The 17,076-nt window shown below is 46.8% G+C and carries 11 protein-coding genes; 3 read left to right on the plus strand and 8 right to left on the minus strand.

Features of this window, described 5'->3' with window-relative positions:
• Nucleotides 1–110: 110 nt before the first annotated feature.
• Nucleotides 111–1,865: a hypothetical protein gene (locus R7Q09_RS14620; RefSeq protein WP_017634495.1), complete on the minus strand. Its 1,755-nt coding sequence runs from the start codon at nucleotides 1,863–1,865 to the stop codon at nucleotides 111–113.
• Between the two features lie 427 nt (nucleotides 1,866–2,292).
• On the opposite strand from R7Q09_RS14620, the gene R7Q09_RS14625 reads away from it, so the two are divergent.
• On the plus strand, nucleotides 2,293–3,246 hold the full coding sequence (locus tag R7Q09_RS14625) for a M23 family metallopeptidase (protein ID WP_213866680.1): 954 nt from the start codon (nucleotides 2,293–2,295) through the stop codon (nucleotides 3,244–3,246).
• The gene (locus tag R7Q09_RS14630) at nucleotides 3,150–3,602 is read left to right on the plus strand and encodes a polymer-forming cytoskeletal protein (RefSeq protein WP_080659230.1); all 453 of its coding nucleotides are present in this window, start codon (nucleotides 3,150–3,152) and stop codon (nucleotides 3,600–3,602) included. Before R7Q09_RS14625 ends, R7Q09_RS14630 begins: the two co-directional genes overlap by 97 nt.
• A gap of 88 nt (nucleotides 3,603–3,690) precedes the next feature.
• Here the strand turns inward: R7Q09_RS14630 and R7Q09_RS14635 are convergent, their stop codons facing one another.
• Nucleotides 3,691–6,441: a M16 family metallopeptidase gene (locus tag R7Q09_RS14635; RefSeq protein WP_258481604.1), complete on the minus strand. Its 2,751-nt coding sequence runs from the start codon at nucleotides 6,439–6,441 to the stop codon at nucleotides 3,691–3,693.
• A 364-nt stretch (nucleotides 6,442–6,805) separates the two neighbouring features.
• Between R7Q09_RS14635 and R7Q09_RS14640 the strand changes: the two genes are divergently transcribed.
• Nucleotides 6,806–8,692 carry a methyl-accepting chemotaxis protein gene (locus R7Q09_RS14640; protein ID WP_025768674.1) on the plus strand — a complete coding sequence of 629 codons (1,887 nt, stop codon included), beginning with the start codon at nucleotides 6,806–6,808 and terminating at the stop codon, nucleotides 8,690–8,692.
• Between the two features lie 117 nt (nucleotides 8,693–8,809).
• Here the strand turns inward: R7Q09_RS14640 and fecE are convergent, their stop codons facing one another.
• The 6 genes from fecE to R7Q09_RS14670 all read right to left on the minus strand — a co-directional run bounded on the left by fecE (nucleotide 8,810) and on the right by R7Q09_RS14670 (nucleotide 16,899).
• Nucleotides 8,810–9,574: a Fe(3+) dicitrate ABC transporter ATP-binding protein FecE gene (gene fecE, locus R7Q09_RS14645; protein ID WP_318070926.1), complete on the minus strand. Its 765-nt coding sequence runs from the start codon at nucleotides 9,572–9,574 to the stop codon at nucleotides 8,810–8,812.
• Nucleotides 9,575–9,576: 2 nt separating this feature from the next.
• Nucleotides 9,577–10,548, minus strand: a complete 972-nt coding sequence (locus tag R7Q09_RS14650; RefSeq protein ID WP_318070927.1) for a FecCD family ABC transporter permease — start codon at nucleotides 10,546–10,548, stop codon at nucleotides 9,577–9,579.
• Nucleotides 10,545–11,504 (minus strand): FecCD family ABC transporter permease, encoded by a 960-nt coding sequence (locus R7Q09_RS14655; protein ID WP_373417389.1) that lies wholly within the window; start codon nucleotides 11,502–11,504, stop codon nucleotides 10,545–10,547. Before R7Q09_RS14655 ends, R7Q09_RS14650 begins: the two co-directional genes overlap by 4 nt.
• A gap of 74 nt (nucleotides 11,505–11,578) precedes the next feature.
• Nucleotides 11,579–12,502: a Fe(3+) dicitrate ABC transporter substrate-binding protein FecB gene (locus R7Q09_RS14660; RefSeq protein WP_318070928.1), complete on the minus strand. Its 924-nt coding sequence runs from the start codon at nucleotides 12,500–12,502 to the stop codon at nucleotides 11,579–11,581.
• A gap of 101 nt (nucleotides 12,503–12,603) precedes the next feature.
• Nucleotides 12,604–14,742, minus strand: a complete 2,139-nt coding sequence (gene pvuA / locus R7Q09_RS14665; RefSeq protein WP_318070929.1) for a TonB-dependent siderophore vibrioferrin receptor PvuA — start codon at nucleotides 14,740–14,742, stop codon at nucleotides 12,604–12,606.
• Nucleotides 14,743–14,862: 120 nt separating this feature from the next.
• Nucleotides 14,863–16,899: a TonB-dependent receptor gene (locus tag R7Q09_RS14670; RefSeq protein ID WP_213873719.1), complete on the minus strand. Its 2,037-nt coding sequence runs from the start codon at nucleotides 16,897–16,899 to the stop codon at nucleotides 14,863–14,865.
• Nucleotides 16,900–17,076: the final 177 nt, after the last annotated feature.

The raw sequence follows: 17,076 nt of genomic DNA on the forward strand, positions 1-17,076 counted from the left end.
TGAGTAGTTTTACAGGCAAAGCCGAAACGGATGATAACCACCTACTGAAGTAGGTGGTTTAGGGCTGAAAACAAAAGGCGGCTTCAAGCCGCCTTTTTCTACGCAATGTGTTACTGCTGTGCAACCGTTACAGGTTTAGTTGCACCGCGGTAATCAAACTCAAAACCAATACCTTGGTCTGTCACGTCCATCGTCATACCACCAACAAGCTCGCCTTGTAAGCTTTTGACAACATCATCCGGAACCGGCTCCCCAGTGATTGACGACGCACTCTCTAACACTTCCAAAATACGTTCTGAATCAAAATCAAAGCTGAACAAGCCATTTGGAGAAAGTGATTGCGCCATCACTTCTTTGCTTGCTTCCGCAGCACTATCACCACTGTAAAGAGTGAAATGGTTTTCGTTTAGACGAGCAAACACGTCCACCTTCATGCCAGTATGCATTTCTAATAGGTCACTGACATTAACAGGTTGGTTATCCGGTTGAATTTGCAATTGAGCAAGTTCAGGAACGAACATTTGCGCAGTTTGAATAAGCATCATTGGATCATTGGCAGAAAGAGACAACATACCATCTAGCTGGCTAAATACTTCACCATGCTGAGCATTAGTATCTACTTTGATATCAAACATTTGCAGGCTTAACCCTTTAAGGCCATTAACCATGCCTGACCCCATGCTTACAGCGGCTGCTGGATTCTGGCCGCCCATCTCTTGCTGCATTTGTGTCAATAAAGAGCATTGATATTGAGGCTGGGTCAAGTCAGCCCAAATCTGACCAATCGATGGCGCTAGAGTATTAATGTCTAAACCAAGCGCCATACTAAAGAAACTCTTATCACTTTTAGACTCAGCCAATACACCACGAATCGACTTGAGCGCATCTAGAATCACTTTATTGTTGGACTCAACAACAAAAGAACCTTTAATGAACGCCTGATCGCCTTTCATCTTGTATTCTGCAAACGCGACGGACTGAGGCCAGTTTTCTGCAACTTGAGTAAGCTCAGTATGGCAGGCTGGTGAACGCATTTCCTCAATCGTTGGTTCAGGATCTATTGCATCCAACGTGCTGATTTGACGAGCAAACATATTGCCATCTTTCGTCGTCAAACCTTTAATCACTTCGCGATGATCAAAGTAACCAAAAGAGTTGTTGTTTTCACCGTATTTGGCTTGCAACGCCTCAAGGCGTCCACTGTCAGCAATATTTTGACTTGGTGCTTCAAGCCCTAATGCCATTTTAATCGGGTTTTGAACGCCCAGTTGCGGAACATCAACCGTTAACGTAAGCACGTTATCAACCACGGCTACAACCAAGCCAATACCGTCCTGCGGGTCAATTGAATCAGTCATCTCGTAACGACGATACTCGACTTCACCAAGCTTAACCAACTCATGCTTAGCGCCGCTCATCTGCTCTTCATGATCCAGTGTTTTCCATAACGCGGCAGGGTCTTCAATATCCACTTTGTACACCGGTACCATACCAATTGTGTACAACACAGGATTAATGTTTTCCCCGGTGCCCAAATAAGCTTTTAATGTTTCTGGCGACGCAGCACTCTCTAGGTATCCATCGAATAAGTTAACTGCAAACTGCTGTTGTGGAGACAGTGGTTCATCGGCAAAAAGTTCTGCAATCGAGCCTTGATTCGCCGTACCGAATGCGTTCATGTATTTATAATGGTTAAAAGGTTCTGTCTGATACGTCACCATAAGTGAATCTGCAGGAACTTGCGTTAACAGTGAGCCTGCATCACTCGCGGTAGTATTGTTTTGGTACAGGTAGCCAGCGCCCCCTGCTGCTGCGACCACTGCTGTAGCCAATAGTAGTTTTTTCACGACCAACTCCGTTGTCATAGTTATGTGTTCCTAAACGAAATGTAACGCTTAGGTTTAAAGCCAATGAATAGTGCTTTATATCAACCGCTATCATAAACAAGTTATCGATGTAATGAATGTCGGTTTGATAAATTATCCAACATTTATAAGGCAAACCGTGAAGTAAGTTGAATTGCGTGCGGATGCTATTGGCAATATTCACAATCCAATTTCTCGGATAACCGCCTTAAAAATCATAATATTCAGTTAAATGAAGCGATTTGGAGTAATTACGACCAAAATCAGCAGAATATTAAATCTTTATTGAGTCTTTTATCTAATATCTGAAAACGCCTCACGACCTGACACTTCTTTCCAATTTGCCTCTGGCGGTCCCTACTCGTTTTCCTTACATTCCTACTAACTCAGTGACGAGACGTATACCAAATACGAGCAATAGAAGACGATGAAAGACCAGTTGACGATCTCTATATCAACTATCAATGGCTCAAGACATTGGTACTTCAGTAAAAGGATGCAACGCAACATAAAAACGTTTTTCGTTTTTTTTGTTGTTGCTCTGGCCGCGACCGTAATCTTAATTCATCACTTGTACACTCGCGTTGATAATGCAGCGTTAAAACAAGCTGAATTGACAGAGTATTCACGCACCATGGGTGAAGAGCTCAGCACACTGAAAACACTTAAATCAGAGCTAGAAAATGACCTTTCAGAACGGGAAGAACGGGTACAACTTGTTTCGGAACGTTTGGGTGAATTAGAGAAAGTGCTTGGGGTTGGAGAACATACCTCGACAAATAACTTGGATGCTAGGCTCGATGCAGCGGCGATAACCTCAAACGTTCGCATGGTGTTATTAAACCAAATACCAAGTGGCTCTCCAGTCGGCAACGTACGGCTATCTTCCGGATTCGGTAAGCGTATCCATCCGGTGACAAAAGTTGCCAAGATGCATCGTGGGCTCGATTTTGCCGTAAATATCGGTACCAAAATTTATGCCCCTGCCGATGGGGTAGTGGAAGTTACCCGCCGCAGTAATAAAGGCTCTGGTAACTTCCTCAGGCTACAACATTCTTTCGGTTTTTCGAGTTCTTATTCGCACTTGAAAGCGTTCAAAGTAAAAAGTGGTCAGTTCGTCAAAAAAGGGCAGCTGATTGCAATTTCCGGCAACAGTGGGCTCTCTTCTGGCCCTCACCTGCATTACGAGGTGCGATTTGTTGGGCGAGCACTGAATCCGAAACCATTTGTCGATTGGAGCCTTAATGATTTCGAAGACATTTTTACTAAGGAGCGAAGAATACGATGGGAATCTTTAATCAAAACAGTGGAACAACGAGTAGCTCAGCAGCTTCAACTCTCATCGCCAAAGGCTGTTCTCTTAGCGGAGAACTCAAAGTAGAAAACGATGTCCAGATTGATGGCATCGTCGATGGTCAAATTAACGTGGAAGGCACTCTCGTTGTCGCAGAAAGCGGGCGAGTAAACGGTGAAATCTACGCTAAACAGCTGATCATTAATGGCATGATGGACGGAAACTGTCACGCAGAACACATTCAAGTACTTGCCAAGGGACGCGTAAGCGGTAGGATCTGGAGCAATAACCTCAGCATTGAACCTGGTGGTAAATTCTTTGGTGAAGCAGCTGAATTACCTGAAAAAGAAGTGGTAACGTTAAAGGGTAAGGCTCAAGACAGTGCGAACACAAAAGAAAACAACACCAACAATGAAAAGCGACTTGCGCGTAAATCAGCATAAAACGCTCTGATTAAAGTGCTTAAAAAAGACGGCTTTCACGCCGTCTTTTTTATTACTATTGCCACGATTTTCGTCAGAAACTACGTGATTATTCGGCCGGATTTAAAACCATCACCGAGCGTTTTGCTTGTGGACCAAAAGCTGATTTTGCATGCGCTTTCACTTCATCTAACGTCACACTCTTAGCCACTTTCTCAACGTCAAGCAACACATCGACGCCGTAATCATGCACCAAATAACGAGTATATGCCCATGATCTCTGTGCTGGGTTGTCATCCAATCCTTGCATCGCGACTGCCAGTTGTTTCGCGGCCGTATCCACTTCTTTTTGGGTAATATTTGACGCTAAACCATCAAACACTTTGCCCAGTTTACTCTCTAAAAGTGCCACGTCTTCGGGCTCAACTTGAGACTCCAAGAGCCAATCAGAGATGGGTTCGCGATCTTGTGTCATGGTGTAAATGCTCGGGCTGTAATCAAGGCTAGACTCTTCTCGCACAATATCCAAAACACGTGCATTACTAATACGTTGCAAAATATCTTCGATAACCGTGTCTCTTGCCGTACGTTGGTAATCGCTCGTATTAGTCAAACGCATTACATACAACGATGAAGGTTCATGCCCATCCGCAACCACAGTTCGCTCCGGCACTTCCGGGTTAAACGCAACGTGATAATCAATCGAACGACTCGGTTTCATTTCGATAGAGGCCACATACTTACGCAAAAGTGGTGTAATTTCTTCCGGCTCTACGTTTGCAACAATAACCATCTTAAAACCATCATTGGTTTTGAAAAGTTGCTCATGCACCGCTAGTACCTGCTCGGAAGTCACTTGTTCAACATCATCACTGGACACTATACGATGACGACTCCCCGGCAAATAAGAATTGCCGTTTGCTTTTTGAATCAGTTTTCCCATCGGTGATTCAAAAAAAGCGCCGCTCTGCTGTTTAAACTCTTGCTTCGCTGCTGCCATCTGGCGCTCGTCGACTTTAATCTCCGTCGCTAGGTTGTATAGTCCATTCAAAGCATCAGTTAGGTGCGTATTTGGCGCCGTAATTTGAGCTCCGTGACTGGTCGCATCAAGCATCGCGCCAAGCGCAATGTTGTTTTTGCGTAAGTAGCTATCTAGCTCTGAACCAGAAAATGCCCCTAACCCACTGCGTATTGCCGTTGTTGCTGCGATTTCATAAGCGGCATACAACGTCGGATCAACAGCGGCTTTACCACCTTGGCTCGCATAGTAAATATACGCTCGACCACCCGCTTTAGTATCTTTTTGGAACCACACTTCGATACCGTTTGATAGCGTATAGACTTGAAAACCACCCGCTTCCTGACGCATGCTCGTGATGCTGCCTTCCTGGGTAGGCTTTAAGAATCCATCCACTTTGTCATACATCTCTAGCGGTTTTTCGCCAGTTTGAAGATAGGCACTGTTTAGAGCGGCAAATACACCGTTGAACTGCTCTGACGTTTCGCTTTTCCCCAAACCAATAAAAAAGCTTGGCTGCTGAGATAATAAAGCCGTCAATTGTGTGTTAATGCTCTCTAAATTCTCGTTGTTGATGAATTCTGCCAAACTCTGGGCGTAATTCTCTTTTGATTGGCTGACACTGTCTTGTCCAATTTGAAAAACACGTGCTTCTGCGTAACTGTTTGGCTTGCGCTGACTCCAATCTGAATCAATATTTGCAAGTTCACCTTGCCAATTTGACATAACGCTATCTAACTCGGATTGAGTCGCACCATAATCTCTTAACGACGCCAAGGTACGAATGAAAGTCTGGTGCATTTGTTCGCGGCGATCTGGTGCAAACGAAATCCCTGCCGACATCATACGCTGATAGTTAGAGTAATAGGGCTCTGCATAAGCGTATTGAAAAGGTTCAGCGGCATCACTGAGTACACGGATCAAACGCTGTTGAATGAGTTGTGTTGCGACTTCATCACGCCACACTTCATGTTGTTGCTCAATCGTCGTGCCGCCACTTAGACCACGCTCAATCACTAAATGAAGACTTGGTGATTCCATCGTGTTACTTGGCAAGATTCTGTTTTCGTTGTTCACTCGAATATCACGGCGCTTCTCTATTACCGTATCCGAGGTACTTTCCCAGTTCGAGAACTTGCTTTTGATAATCTTGGACAGTGAATCTACGTCGATATTACCAGTCACAATCAACTCGGCATTTTGTGGCTGGTACCATTTGTCGTAAAACGCCTTTAACTTACTTGAGGAAGCGTTTTGAATCGCTTCGCGAGTACCAATTGGGTCATGTTCACCATACATAGTGCCTTCAATCGAGGCTTGGTAAGCATGCATAGAAAAGGACTTATCATCCGGATTGGCGCGTCGCCATTCCCCGAGAATCACCCCTTTTTCTTTCTCTACTTGCTCAGGAGCAAACTCAAGTCCGTTACCGATATCTCTCATCCACTTCAGGGCATCTTCTAGCTTCGTATTATTCGCAAGGTCAAGTTGGTAAGACGTTTGCTGATAACTGGTAAAAGCGTTGATATCAGCGCCAAAGCTACCACCAGATTGCTCAAAAAGTTTGACAACGTCGTTACCGGTAAAATGCTCACTACCATTAAACGCCATATGCTCAACAAAGTGAGCGTAACCCTTTTGAGAAGATGTTTCTTGGAATGAGCCGATATTCATCACCAAACGGACCGAGACTTCTTGGTCTTCTGTTGGATAGAGATGGTATTTCATACCGTTCGATAACTGGTCCACGTGCCAGTTGGCGTCAGGTTGAATCGGCGTCGACTGTTGTATCAGAGCACACCCTGACACTAATAACGCGGGGACTAACAATATACTGCGCATAACGATTGCCCATAACAATGATTAAGCTAATCAATATATATCCGGTGCTATAACCTTCACATTTTTAATGGATTATCAGACACGCAAATGTGATAAAGATCACCATTTATTGAAATCAATTCTCATTTACAAAAATCGACAAATCCTTACTTTACAAATACATAAATAATATCGTTCCAAATCCTTTTGCTTATTTGGTGTAAAACTCAAATTCGCGACATGGAGTCAGTATTTATTTTGAGCAATAAAATATAATTATTGAACAGATTCGAATCTGACTTTCTGCTGCATATTCAACAGCGCAGAGAGCACTGATGAGAATAAAAACACAACAACTATTATTCAAAGATCTATTATTCGCTTTATGTTCAAAAATCTATCATTAAAAAACAAACTGGCAATCTCTGCCAGTGCCGCCATCATTCTAGGGGGAGTGCTGGTAGAGGGGCTGTCTTTTCGAGATTCATTAAATAGGCTCGATGTCGAAGTCGCACAGCGACTAGAAAGCACTAGCGCATCTTACAATCAATACGTAAAGGACTGGCTACTCTCTAAAGAGCGCGCACTAACGTCACTCTCTTCTGATTCAGAGAAACGTTCTCTGGTTACGCATTTGAAACAAGTCCGAGACTCTGGCGCGTTCGATAACGTTTTCCTCGCTTACCCGGACGGGTCACAAGACAACGCTAATGGGGTGGTTTTGCCACCAGGTAATAACGACCCTCGTAAGTGGGGTTGGTATACCAATGCAATCGCCAACCCATCGAAAGTCTTTATGGATAACCCAACCGTCGCAGCAGCCACGGGGGCTAACGTCGTGTCGCTCGGTAAAGCCCTGCAATTGCATGGTCAAACCGTCGTTCTGGGTGCTGACGTAGAGATCGGTGATATCCTGAACAGCCTGAACCAAGTGATCCTACCGGGTGAAGGTTATATGTTTATTGCCAATGAACAGGGCAATATTTTCACTCATAACAACGGTAAACTGCTGAATCAACCGGTTAGCAAGCTAGGCCTCAACAACAACGACATTACGTCTGCCGCACGTTCAGGTACAGAGCGTCGCGTCTCTATTAACGGCACCGAATATGTGATTTACGCGCGCCACATAGAGGGTACCAAGCTCACAACAGTGACGGTGTTAGATCAAAACTCGTTGGTTGCCCCACTCTACGATGCTGTTTGGGATCAGATCATCGCAACCACCATCGTCGTCGTTATCTGCGTAGCTTTGTTTAATCTGCTATGTAACATCTTGTTCCGTCCGCTCTACAACGTTTCGAATGCGCTTGCACAAATCGCAAACGGTAGCGGCGACCTAACTCAACGCATCAAAGTAGAAAACCGTGACGAAGTTGGTGAGCTGGCTGAAAACTTCAACCAGTTCGTTGAAAGTTTGCAGCAACTTATTGGTCACATTCGTCACCAAGCGGAAGAACTGAGCCAACAATCGGAGCTGAGCACGAATCGCGCGAATCAATCGGTTTCCGATCTGAACCATCAGCAACAAGAAATCACGATGGTGGCGACCGCTGTGACTGAAATGGCATCGGCAACGCAAGAGATTGCAGCACATGCAGAGCAGACGGCTAAAGCCGCTCAAGACTCTTCAGCGAGCACACAAAATGGTCATGAGTTAGTGATCAACTCCAAGTCATCCATCAACAATTTGTCTTCTGAAGTCAACCAAGCGAGCGTTGTCATCGGCGAGCTCAACCAGCACGCGCAAGACATCTCAACCGTACTATCAACGATTCGAGACATCGCAGAACAAACCAACTTACTGGCTCTGAATGCGGCGATTGAAGCGGCGCGTGCAGGTGAACAAGGTCGCGGTTTTGCCGTTGTTGCAGACGAGGTTCGCGTGCTATCACAACGCACACACACCTCAACCGAAGAGATTCGCTCGACGATCGAGACTTTGCAGCAAACCACACAACGCGCTGTGACCATCATGGATACAAGCTCTCAGCTCGCGCAAGGTTCGGTGGAAGATGCAGATCGCGCAGCACTGGCTCTGGATGAAATCAACGCGGCCGTTGCGCTGATCAGCGATATGGCAACGCAAATTGCGACAGCCGCCGAAGAGCAAACGCACGTAACCAATGAAATCACGCAAAACGTCACGTCCATTAAAGATGTGACCGATCACTTGGTAGTTGGTGCCGAAGAGTCGATGAATCAATCTGCTGAGCTGAAATCGCAAGCTGAGGATCTCAACTCGAAAGTGGCAACGTTTAAACTGGCTTAAACGCCACATTAAGGACGCTCTTAAAAACAACAAACCCCGCTAGCGACTTTGTTACTAGCGGGGTTTGTTTTTATGGATCGACGTTTTTATTGCAGATAGCTTTCGAAAGACGTAAACCTACACCGCCACACACATCGGCGTGCCTGAGATTGGGTCGTTAAATACTCTCGCTTGTAAATCAAACACCGATGCCAACATACCTTCTGTCAGTGCCTCTTGCGGCGTTCCCTGCGTGACTAACTGACCTTTTTCCAACACCACCAAATGATCGCAGTAACGGCACGCTTGGTTTAGATCGTGCAGCACTACGACCACTGTTTTGCCTTTGTCGTTCATCTGCCTCATGAGTTTCATCAGCTCAACTTGGTGAGAGAGATCCAAGTAAGTGGTTGGCTCATCAAGCATCACTACGTCGGTATCTTGCGCCATTACCATCGCAATCCACGCCCTTTGCCTTTGACCGCCAGACAGCGATTCAACTGGCTTGTCAGCAAACTCAATCACGCCAGTATCTTGCATTGCTTGCTCGACCAAAGCTTTGTCTTGTTGACTTAACCTACCCCAATGAGAGAGATAAGGCGAGCGGCCATATTCGACCAGTTTTCTGACGGTAATACCTTCAGGACTGACAAGAATCTGCGGCAGCAAAGACAACGAACGCGCCAAGCGTTTATCACCGTAGCTGCTTAGTGGTTTGTCGTCATACAACACTTGGCCAGAAGCAGGTTTATTGATGCGTACCAAGGTTTTTAATAGTGTCGATTTACCGCAACCATTTGGACCAACTAGTGCGGTAATTTTACCTTGAGGAATCGACAAAGAGAGATCTGGAATGATGGTCTGTTTGCCGTACGCGACGGATAAGTTCTGCGTTCGTAACATGCTTACCAACCTCTATAACGATACAAAAGAAAAATGAAATATGGTGCGCCAATAACAGATGTCAGCACTCCCGCTGGTAGCTCAATTGGTGGCTGTAAGCCTCTCGCTAAACCATCGGCGCAAATCACCAACAAAGCGCCAAGGGTTGCAGCGGCTGGAATCAACAACTTGTGGCTGTGGCCAAACAGCAAACGCGCAAGATGCGGCGCAAGCAGGCCAACAAAGCTGATCGTGCCTGCCACAGACACACTGATGCTCGCCAATAACACGGCAGCAATCAGCGCAAGAATTTGGGTCTGTCTTGGTTTCATGCCAAGCGTAGTAGCGCTTTCTTCTCCCAGTCCCATAACATCTAGCCGCCAAGCCAGCCAAAACGCCAATGACAGTAGCAGCAATAGAGCACTCCAAATAAACGGCACTTGTTGCCAGTTTCGTCCCCACAAACTGCCGGTTAGCCATACCATCGCCGTGTTGATTTCGATAGGGTGCACAATCAGAAGAAAATCGATACCGCTGGCTAAAAATGCGCTGACAGCAACACCAATCAGCGCCAAACGTGCTGGTGTTGGTTTCGACCAGTAAGCCAGCACAGCAATAAAGCCAGCAGCAAGCAAGCCTCCCGCCATGGCGACCATCGGCAACATTGCCACTGGCGCATTCGGATACAGCACCAAACAAGCGGTAGCCGCCAGTCCTGCTCCGGCGCTTATCCCCATTAAATCTGGTGAGGCAAGTGGATTACGGATGACGCCTTGAACTAAAACGCCTGACAGCCCCAACCCAGCGCCCACGCCAATGGCGAGCAACATTCTCGGTAATCGATATTGGTGAATCACAAAGTCCGAGTCAGAGAAAGAAAACAGTAATGCAAAAACCTGTTGAGCCGACATGTTCGCCGCGCCAACAAACAGCGTGAGAGAAGACGCAATCAGCAACAATCCAACTAATGCAAACAGTTTGGTTTGATTCATCATGATGATTTCCTCATTGCAATCGCGATAAAGCAAGGTGTGCCCAACAGCGCGGTAATCACGCCCACTGGCGTTTCAGCCGGAAAGGCAATCGCGCGTGATAAAGCATCTGACCACGTCACCAATGCCGCGCCACACAAGGCGGAAACCGGAATGAGAATGTGATAGTTGTGACCAACAATCGGGCGTACCAAGTGCGGCACTAACAACCCGACAAAGCCAATTGGTCCAGCAATCGCTACGCTAGTTCCTGCCAACAGCACAACCGCTAAACCACTGATTAATCGCGTAAGACGAATGTTACCACCCAACCCGACAGCAACTTCGTCCCCCAACGCGAGTAAATTTAAGTTTCGCGCTAAGCCCATGGCGAGCACCAAACCTAAAGTCGCAAAAGGCCACAGTTGCTGCCACTGCTCAGAATCTACCGCGGAGAGTGAACCCGTTAACCAATGCAACACGCTGTAAGCCATGTCATCCGCCAAAATTACCGACGCACGAGTTAACCCTATCAGCAACGCACTGATGGCAATGCCCGCTAGCACTAAACGCAATGGGTGAGAACGCGCGGAGAAAAAACCGCCCAACAACATGACCGCACCACCACTTAGTAGCGCGCCGAGTACTGCGTTGATGATTGGGTTCAATTGACTAAAGAATGGTACGCCGATGGACGCCAAGGCCATAAAACACGCCGCACCTGCATTAATGCCGAGAATGGATGGCGACGCCAAAGGGTTACGAGTCAATCCTTGCATCAGCACTCCGGATACCGCAAGCGAAGCGCCAATTAATAACCCAGCATAGGTACGAGGCGCACGCAGCGTCGCGAGGATTTGATGCAGCATATTGCCCTCATCAAACGCAAACCAATAGCTTGTCAGATCATTAACGCTCAAAGAAAAGTTGGACCAGCCAATCATTGAGGCTGCATAGCCTGAGAGCGTACACAACGCCATAGCACAGACAAACAAGCTCGCTTTCCAATGCGATTTGCTAACCGAAGACGCGCTTTCCGAGCTTATCGCCGAACTCATGAGCGCTCCAATAACGCTTCAAGATTGCGGGCAATTTCTTCCGCAGCCAACATGCCGCGATTTAACGACCACAGTTCAGGAGATACCTCAACAAGTTGCTGTTTTTTCGCAGCGGTTAGCAGCTTAAATAATGGGTTTTTTCGCCACTCATCCACAATATTTGGTTGAGAGTAAAGTCCAACTAACAACCAATCAGGGTTGGTTTTTAGTAAAAGTTCGAAACTGGTTGGGATATACGCTTTTTGCTCAGATGGAGCCAGCGGGCTTTGGATGCCCAGCGTACTCAAAACGCCCCCAGCGTAAGAAACCGGGCTATGCAGCCACATCCCTTTGTCAGAAACCACACCAAACTGAATGGTTTCTTGTGTTGCAAAATGCTGTTTGAACTCCGCCATTGTCTGTTTGTGCTGCTCAATTCGTTGTGTCATTTTCGCTTGTTTGCCAATTGCCACGCCGATTTTGTGTGCGGATTCGAGATTTTCTTGATATGTCTCACCACGGCTTTTTAACAGCAAAGTTGGCGCAATTCGCTGCAAATCTTGATAAATCGCGCGATGACGTTCTGCATCAGCAATGATCAAATCCGGCTTGAGCACCGCAATAGCCTCTAAACTCGGTTGTGAGCGCATGCCGACCGATCGCCAAGGTTCAATCTTGGCGCGAACAGCAGGGATAACTCGTGTGGCATCGTTGTCATCGGCGACGCCTACAGGTGAGACATCGACTGCCGCTAATGCATCGACAAACGAAAATTCTAAAACCACAATACGTTGAGGTATCGCTTCTAGCTCAAAAGTGCCTTGCTCATCTTGCACGCTGCGCACCTGAGAAAATGCGCTAAATGACATCAAAGCTGAGCTCAGTAGCATCAGCAAAACGGTTGAAAAGTGTTTGATCGTAAATTGTTTTTTATTTTTCATCTTGCTTTTTTCCAGTGTTAAGAGTTTTCCAGTACCTAAGATCGGCAAAGTCGCCAAGGTAAATTGGCGACTTTTCTTTTCAAACTCGGTGAACGAAACTCTTAAAACTGATAGTTCAGATCCAGTGTGTAAGAGCGTCCCGGAGCTGGGTACCGACCAACTGGGCTTGTATCAATCCCGCGGAAGTAATACTCCTCGTCAAACAAGTTGTTCACCGCAACATTCATGCGTAACTTGCCTTTGTCGTCTTTGTATAAATCCGTCCCCAAGTTGAAGTTCCACACCATGTAAGATGGTACTTTACCCGTTGCGCCTGTTGCATCTTCGGCACTGGTGTTGGCGTTATCGGTATACGAATCACTGAAGTAGAAGCCCGATAGCGTGGTGTCCATGCCGTAAAATGCGTAGGTTGCATCCCAACCAAGCTGATGCTTAGAGGTGTAAGGCAGTTGATTACCTTTATTCTCACCTTCTTCTTCAAGCGTAGCGTCTAGATAGTTATAGCTTGCGCCTAAACTCAGTGCAGGTAGTGCTTCAGGCACGTAACGAGCAGAAAGCTCTATGCCTTGGTGAAGTGTTTTTCCGATGTTATCGAAGGTCTGCGTTGAGCTTTGCCATTGCAATTGATCCTCAAAGTCGATGCGATAAAGTGCAGCGTTAAAGCTGGTCGCATATTGGGTGTAACGCGCGCCGACTTCGTAGTTCCAAGCCAGTTCGCTACCTTCTTCACCCAAACCTCGGATGTAGGCAATTTGTGGCGCACGAAGTGATTTTTGCGCGTTCGCATACGTCACCCACTGGTCAGTTAAGTTGTATGCCACCGTCAAACCTGGCAACCATTCCGTCACGGTGTTGTCTGCCGTTTGTTTTTTACCACGATCGGTAAACGTCATTCGAACCGACTCAACACGCAACCCAGGCGTTACCTTCAATGTATCATTGAACAAACCAATTTCGTTGCTAACGTATCCAGCAAACGCGTCCGTATCTAGATGCCAATCACGCGGAACGCTGGTTGCACCACCGGCGATTGGAGTCTGAGTGAGTTTGTAGTCAATGTCTTCATTAACATAACGGGTACCCACGATCCAGTTTTGAGTAACGGATTTACCTTCGCCAAAGTACATCGCCATTTTTGGCTCTATACCATACACGGTAAATTCACGTGGAGAGGTACGAACGTCCGTCGCTGGCAGAGCCGGATCCGCCCAATGGCCACCCGCGCTGTTAAAGCCCCACTTGAAAAGACGCTCTGACTTATGGCCAAACGTTAGCACTTCTAGCTCGGCACTGTCGGCAAATGGCAAATCGTGGATGTACTTAACACTCCAGCGCGTCGACTTACCTTCATAATCATCGTAAGGACGTTTCGATTGGTGACGATCTTGTTCGTAGTCTTGTGGCGAAAGTGCGCCCGGCATTTGCGTTTCAGCATCGTAACGTTGCAGGAATGCTTGAATCTCTTGAGTGTCACTCAGTAGCCACTGTGCTTTGGCTTGGAAGTTCTTCACGTCCGTATCGGAATGTTCACGGAAGCTTTCACCTTTTAGGAAGTTACCTTCCAACTGTAGTGCAAATGTGTCGCTTAACCAGCCGCCCGTGCGCAGGTAAAAATCATTCAGCGGCGCATCACCGCCATCAAACACGGTAAGGCGGTTACTGATTTCAGTTTGCCACGTGTGTGGAATCGGTTTGGTCACTAAGTTGATCACACCACCGACGTTGTTTGGGCCGTACTGTACTGCGGCACCACCGCGTACAATGTCAATACGATCAAGCATCGACAGTGTTGCTGGGAAGATAGACTGACCAGTGTGACCATATGGCGCAAGTGTTAGCGGTACACCATCCATCAAAAACTGAGCATGACCACTACGGCTTGCTTTCAAACCACGTACGGAAATGTTAGGCAATACGCCCGTTCCGCTTTCATCCTGAACTTTAATACCCGGCACGCGCTGCAGCGCGTTATCAATCGAACCTGCGGCGGTTTTCTCAATTTGATCACGGGTAATGACGGTACGAGCACCAGGGTACTCTTTGACGTCTTCAATTTCAGATTTACCAATCACGCTACCAGTGACAACGACAGTTTCCATCGCGGTAGTTTGTTCTGTTTTAGCAGGAGCGGCAACCGCGCTCATGGATGTGGCAGAAGCGATTGCAATCGCAAGCACACTGTAAGTGGTAGACAAACCAGCACGTACACGCACTTTACCATCCAAATTCTGGTAAGACATTAAGATCTCCTTTGCGAGAAATTGAGCCTCGGGCAGAATACATCCCGTAAGCTCTCGGGGCTAAACATCCTCAATATGAGGTAAAAATTGGCTAACAGGCGCTAACTACGCACAAAAAGCCTAGAACTGATATCCGTAGCTGAGCATAAACTCGGCTGGTGCGCCGTAGCCAATCTGGTTTAAGCCAGACGTGCCGTTTGTTGCGCCAAGAATGTATTTCTCATCCAAAATGTTGTAAGCGTTCGCTTGGATTTTATGACGACCAGTGGTGTACGCCGCCATCAAATCCACCGTTGTGTAATCGCCAAGTGCGACAGCTTCGTCGTTACCTGCGTAACGGTCGCCCACGTACTTCACACCACCGCCTAAACGCCAGTTGTCATCCAATTGGTAAGTGCTCCAAAGAGAGAACAAGTGGTCTGATACATCGTTCGGCTTTTTGCCTGTGGCTTTGTCTTCCGCGTCCAAGTAGCTGTAACCCACAGAGATGTCCCACTGTTTGGTGATTTGACCGCGAGCCTCTAATTCAATACCTTGGTGACGCACTTCAATTTTATCGATCACATCGCCGTCCACGTTAGTTTGTGGTTGCTCTTGATCAATCTGGAACAGTGCCGCATTCAACATTAATGCGTTATCCAAAAGGTACGCTTTCGCCCCCACCTCTTTTAAGTCGGTGTGGAAGAATTCCGCCAATTTTGGATTGATGTAGATACCAGCGTACGGTAACTGCCAAGAGCGCGCTAAACTGGCGTATACGGATGTGTCGGAATTGATGCGGTATACCAAACCAGCACGGTAGCTGACTTTGTCATCATCCAATTTTTCCTTATCTGAGCCCGCTTTTTGTTGTTCGAGTTCCATCGAGTCGTAACGCACGTTACCGATCAAAGAAAGGTCACCCCACGTATAGACGTCTTGCACATACAAACCTGTCGTGGTGGTGGTATTGTCACGAAATGGCTTAAAGCCCGGATCAGGCGTTGGACCAACGACTGGGTCGTAGATATTTTGCGGAGGAAGCGTTTTGTCACTTGCCAACGTTAGGTCGATATCGATCTGGTTGAAATCTGCACCCACCATCAATTGATTGTCCCTGGTTTCCCAAACCAACTCAGATTGTAAAGTGGTCGTAGTACGTGGATCGTAACCAAAGTTGTTGACGGTTTGAGACACTTCATTACCCGTCACTTTGCCCTGACGCGTGCCTTTTTGCTCAAGTTCGATATGGTTGAACGCCGCTCGGTTGTTCCATACCCATTGATCATTCAGACGCCATTCGTAATCCACCGCAATACGGAGACTGTCTGACTCCTGATAGTCGTTTGTGCCGCCAAAGTAAGTGCTTACTGGCAAATCAACTGGCTTGCCATTTTTTGATGGCACACCACGATACGGCACTAGTTCTTGATGGGCGTATTCCACGTCAATATCAATGGTGTGACCTTCCGCTGGTAACACACGAATGGTCGGTGCAATGAAGAAATCGTTTGAATCAACATGATCAACGTACGAGTCGGCTTGACGGTATTCCAAGTTAATACGCCCGTTGACCTTATCTGTAAACGCCATTGAGCTGTCGACCTGACCAACATATTGGTTGTTGCTGCCTACACTACCGTTTACGTGAGTAAAATTCTCACCGTTAGCGCGTTTCGTCACCAAGTTGATGATGCCCCCAGCCGAACCACGGCCATACAAAGCACCCGCAGGGCCTTTCACAATTTCAACGCGTTCAACGTTCGCTAAGCTGCGGTAAGACTGCAACGTACCGTCATCTCGCAAGCCATCACGGTACATATCGTTGAGTGAATCAAAACCACGGATCATGAACTGATCGCGGCTGCCTTCGCCCAAGGTGTTATTGACCCCGGCTACCCCATCTAGCGCATCCACTAAGCGCACCGCGCCTCGGTCTTGCATTTCTGTTTTCGTTACTACGGATACCGCTTGTGGCACATCAAGCCATTCCACATCGGTTTTGGTGCCTGATTGAGGCATGTGTTCAGCATAACCTTCGTACTGATGCCCGAAGACTTGAATCGTTTCAGTTGCTGATAGGGTTGAGTTCGTCTCTTCTGAAGCCACTGCGCTTGGTGCTACTAGTGAAGAACCAATCGCGACCGCCAAGGGGGTCAGGGTCAATAATTTATTCATTCCATAATTCCGTTTAGTTGTTATAAAGCCAACGGATGGAAATAAGAACAAATATTATTTCTATTTGCAATATTAATTTTATGCTCTATATTTATTTACCCTAAAAACACAACTAACAACAAAAAAAACCAAACATAATAACAATAAACACTAAAACTTCTGCCCTCCGTCTCGCGA

The organism is Vibrio sp. 2130-1 (genome assembly GCF_033339515.1).

Excerpts from the sequence above, each read along its gene's own strand:
- R7Q09_RS14670 (WP_213873719.1), bottom strand. The coding sequence starts at position 16,899 with ATGAATAAATTATTGACCCTGACCCCCTTGGCGGTCGCGATTGGTTCT.
- R7Q09_RS14635 (WP_258481604.1), bottom strand. The coding sequence starts at position 6,441 with ATGCGCAGTATATTGTTAGTCCCCGCGTTATTAGTGTCAGGGTGTGCT.
- pvuA (WP_318070929.1), bottom strand. The coding sequence starts at position 14,742 with ATGTCTTACCAGAATTTGGATGGTAAAGTGCGTGTACGTGCTGGTTTG.
- R7Q09_RS14660 (WP_318070928.1), bottom strand. The coding sequence starts at position 12,502 with ATGAAAAATAAAAAACAATTTACGATCAAACACTTTTCAACCGTTTTG.
- R7Q09_RS14625 (WP_213866680.1), top strand. The coding sequence starts at position 2,293 with ATGAAAGACCAGTTGACGATCTCTATATCAACTATCAATGGCTCAAGA.
- R7Q09_RS14640 (WP_025768674.1), top strand. The coding sequence starts at position 6,806 with ATGTTCAAAAATCTATCATTAAAAAACAAACTGGCAATCTCTGCCAGT.
- R7Q09_RS14620 (WP_017634495.1), bottom strand. The coding sequence starts at position 1,865 with ATGACAACGGAGTTGGTCGTGAAAAAACTACTATTGGCTACAGCAGTG.
- R7Q09_RS14630 (WP_080659230.1), top strand. The coding sequence starts at position 3,150 with ATGGGAATCTTTAATCAAAACAGTGGAACAACGAGTAGCTCAGCAGCT.
- R7Q09_RS14655 (WP_373417389.1), bottom strand. The coding sequence starts at position 11,504 with ATGGCGTTGTGTACGCTCTCAGGCTATGCAGCCTCAATGATTGGCTGG.
- R7Q09_RS14650 (WP_318070927.1), bottom strand. The coding sequence starts at position 10,548 with ATGATGAATCAAACCAAACTGTTTGCATTAGTTGGATTGTTGCTGATT.
- fecE (WP_318070926.1), bottom strand. The coding sequence starts at position 9,574 with ATGTTACGAACGCAGAACTTATCCGTCGCGTACGGCAAACAGACCATC.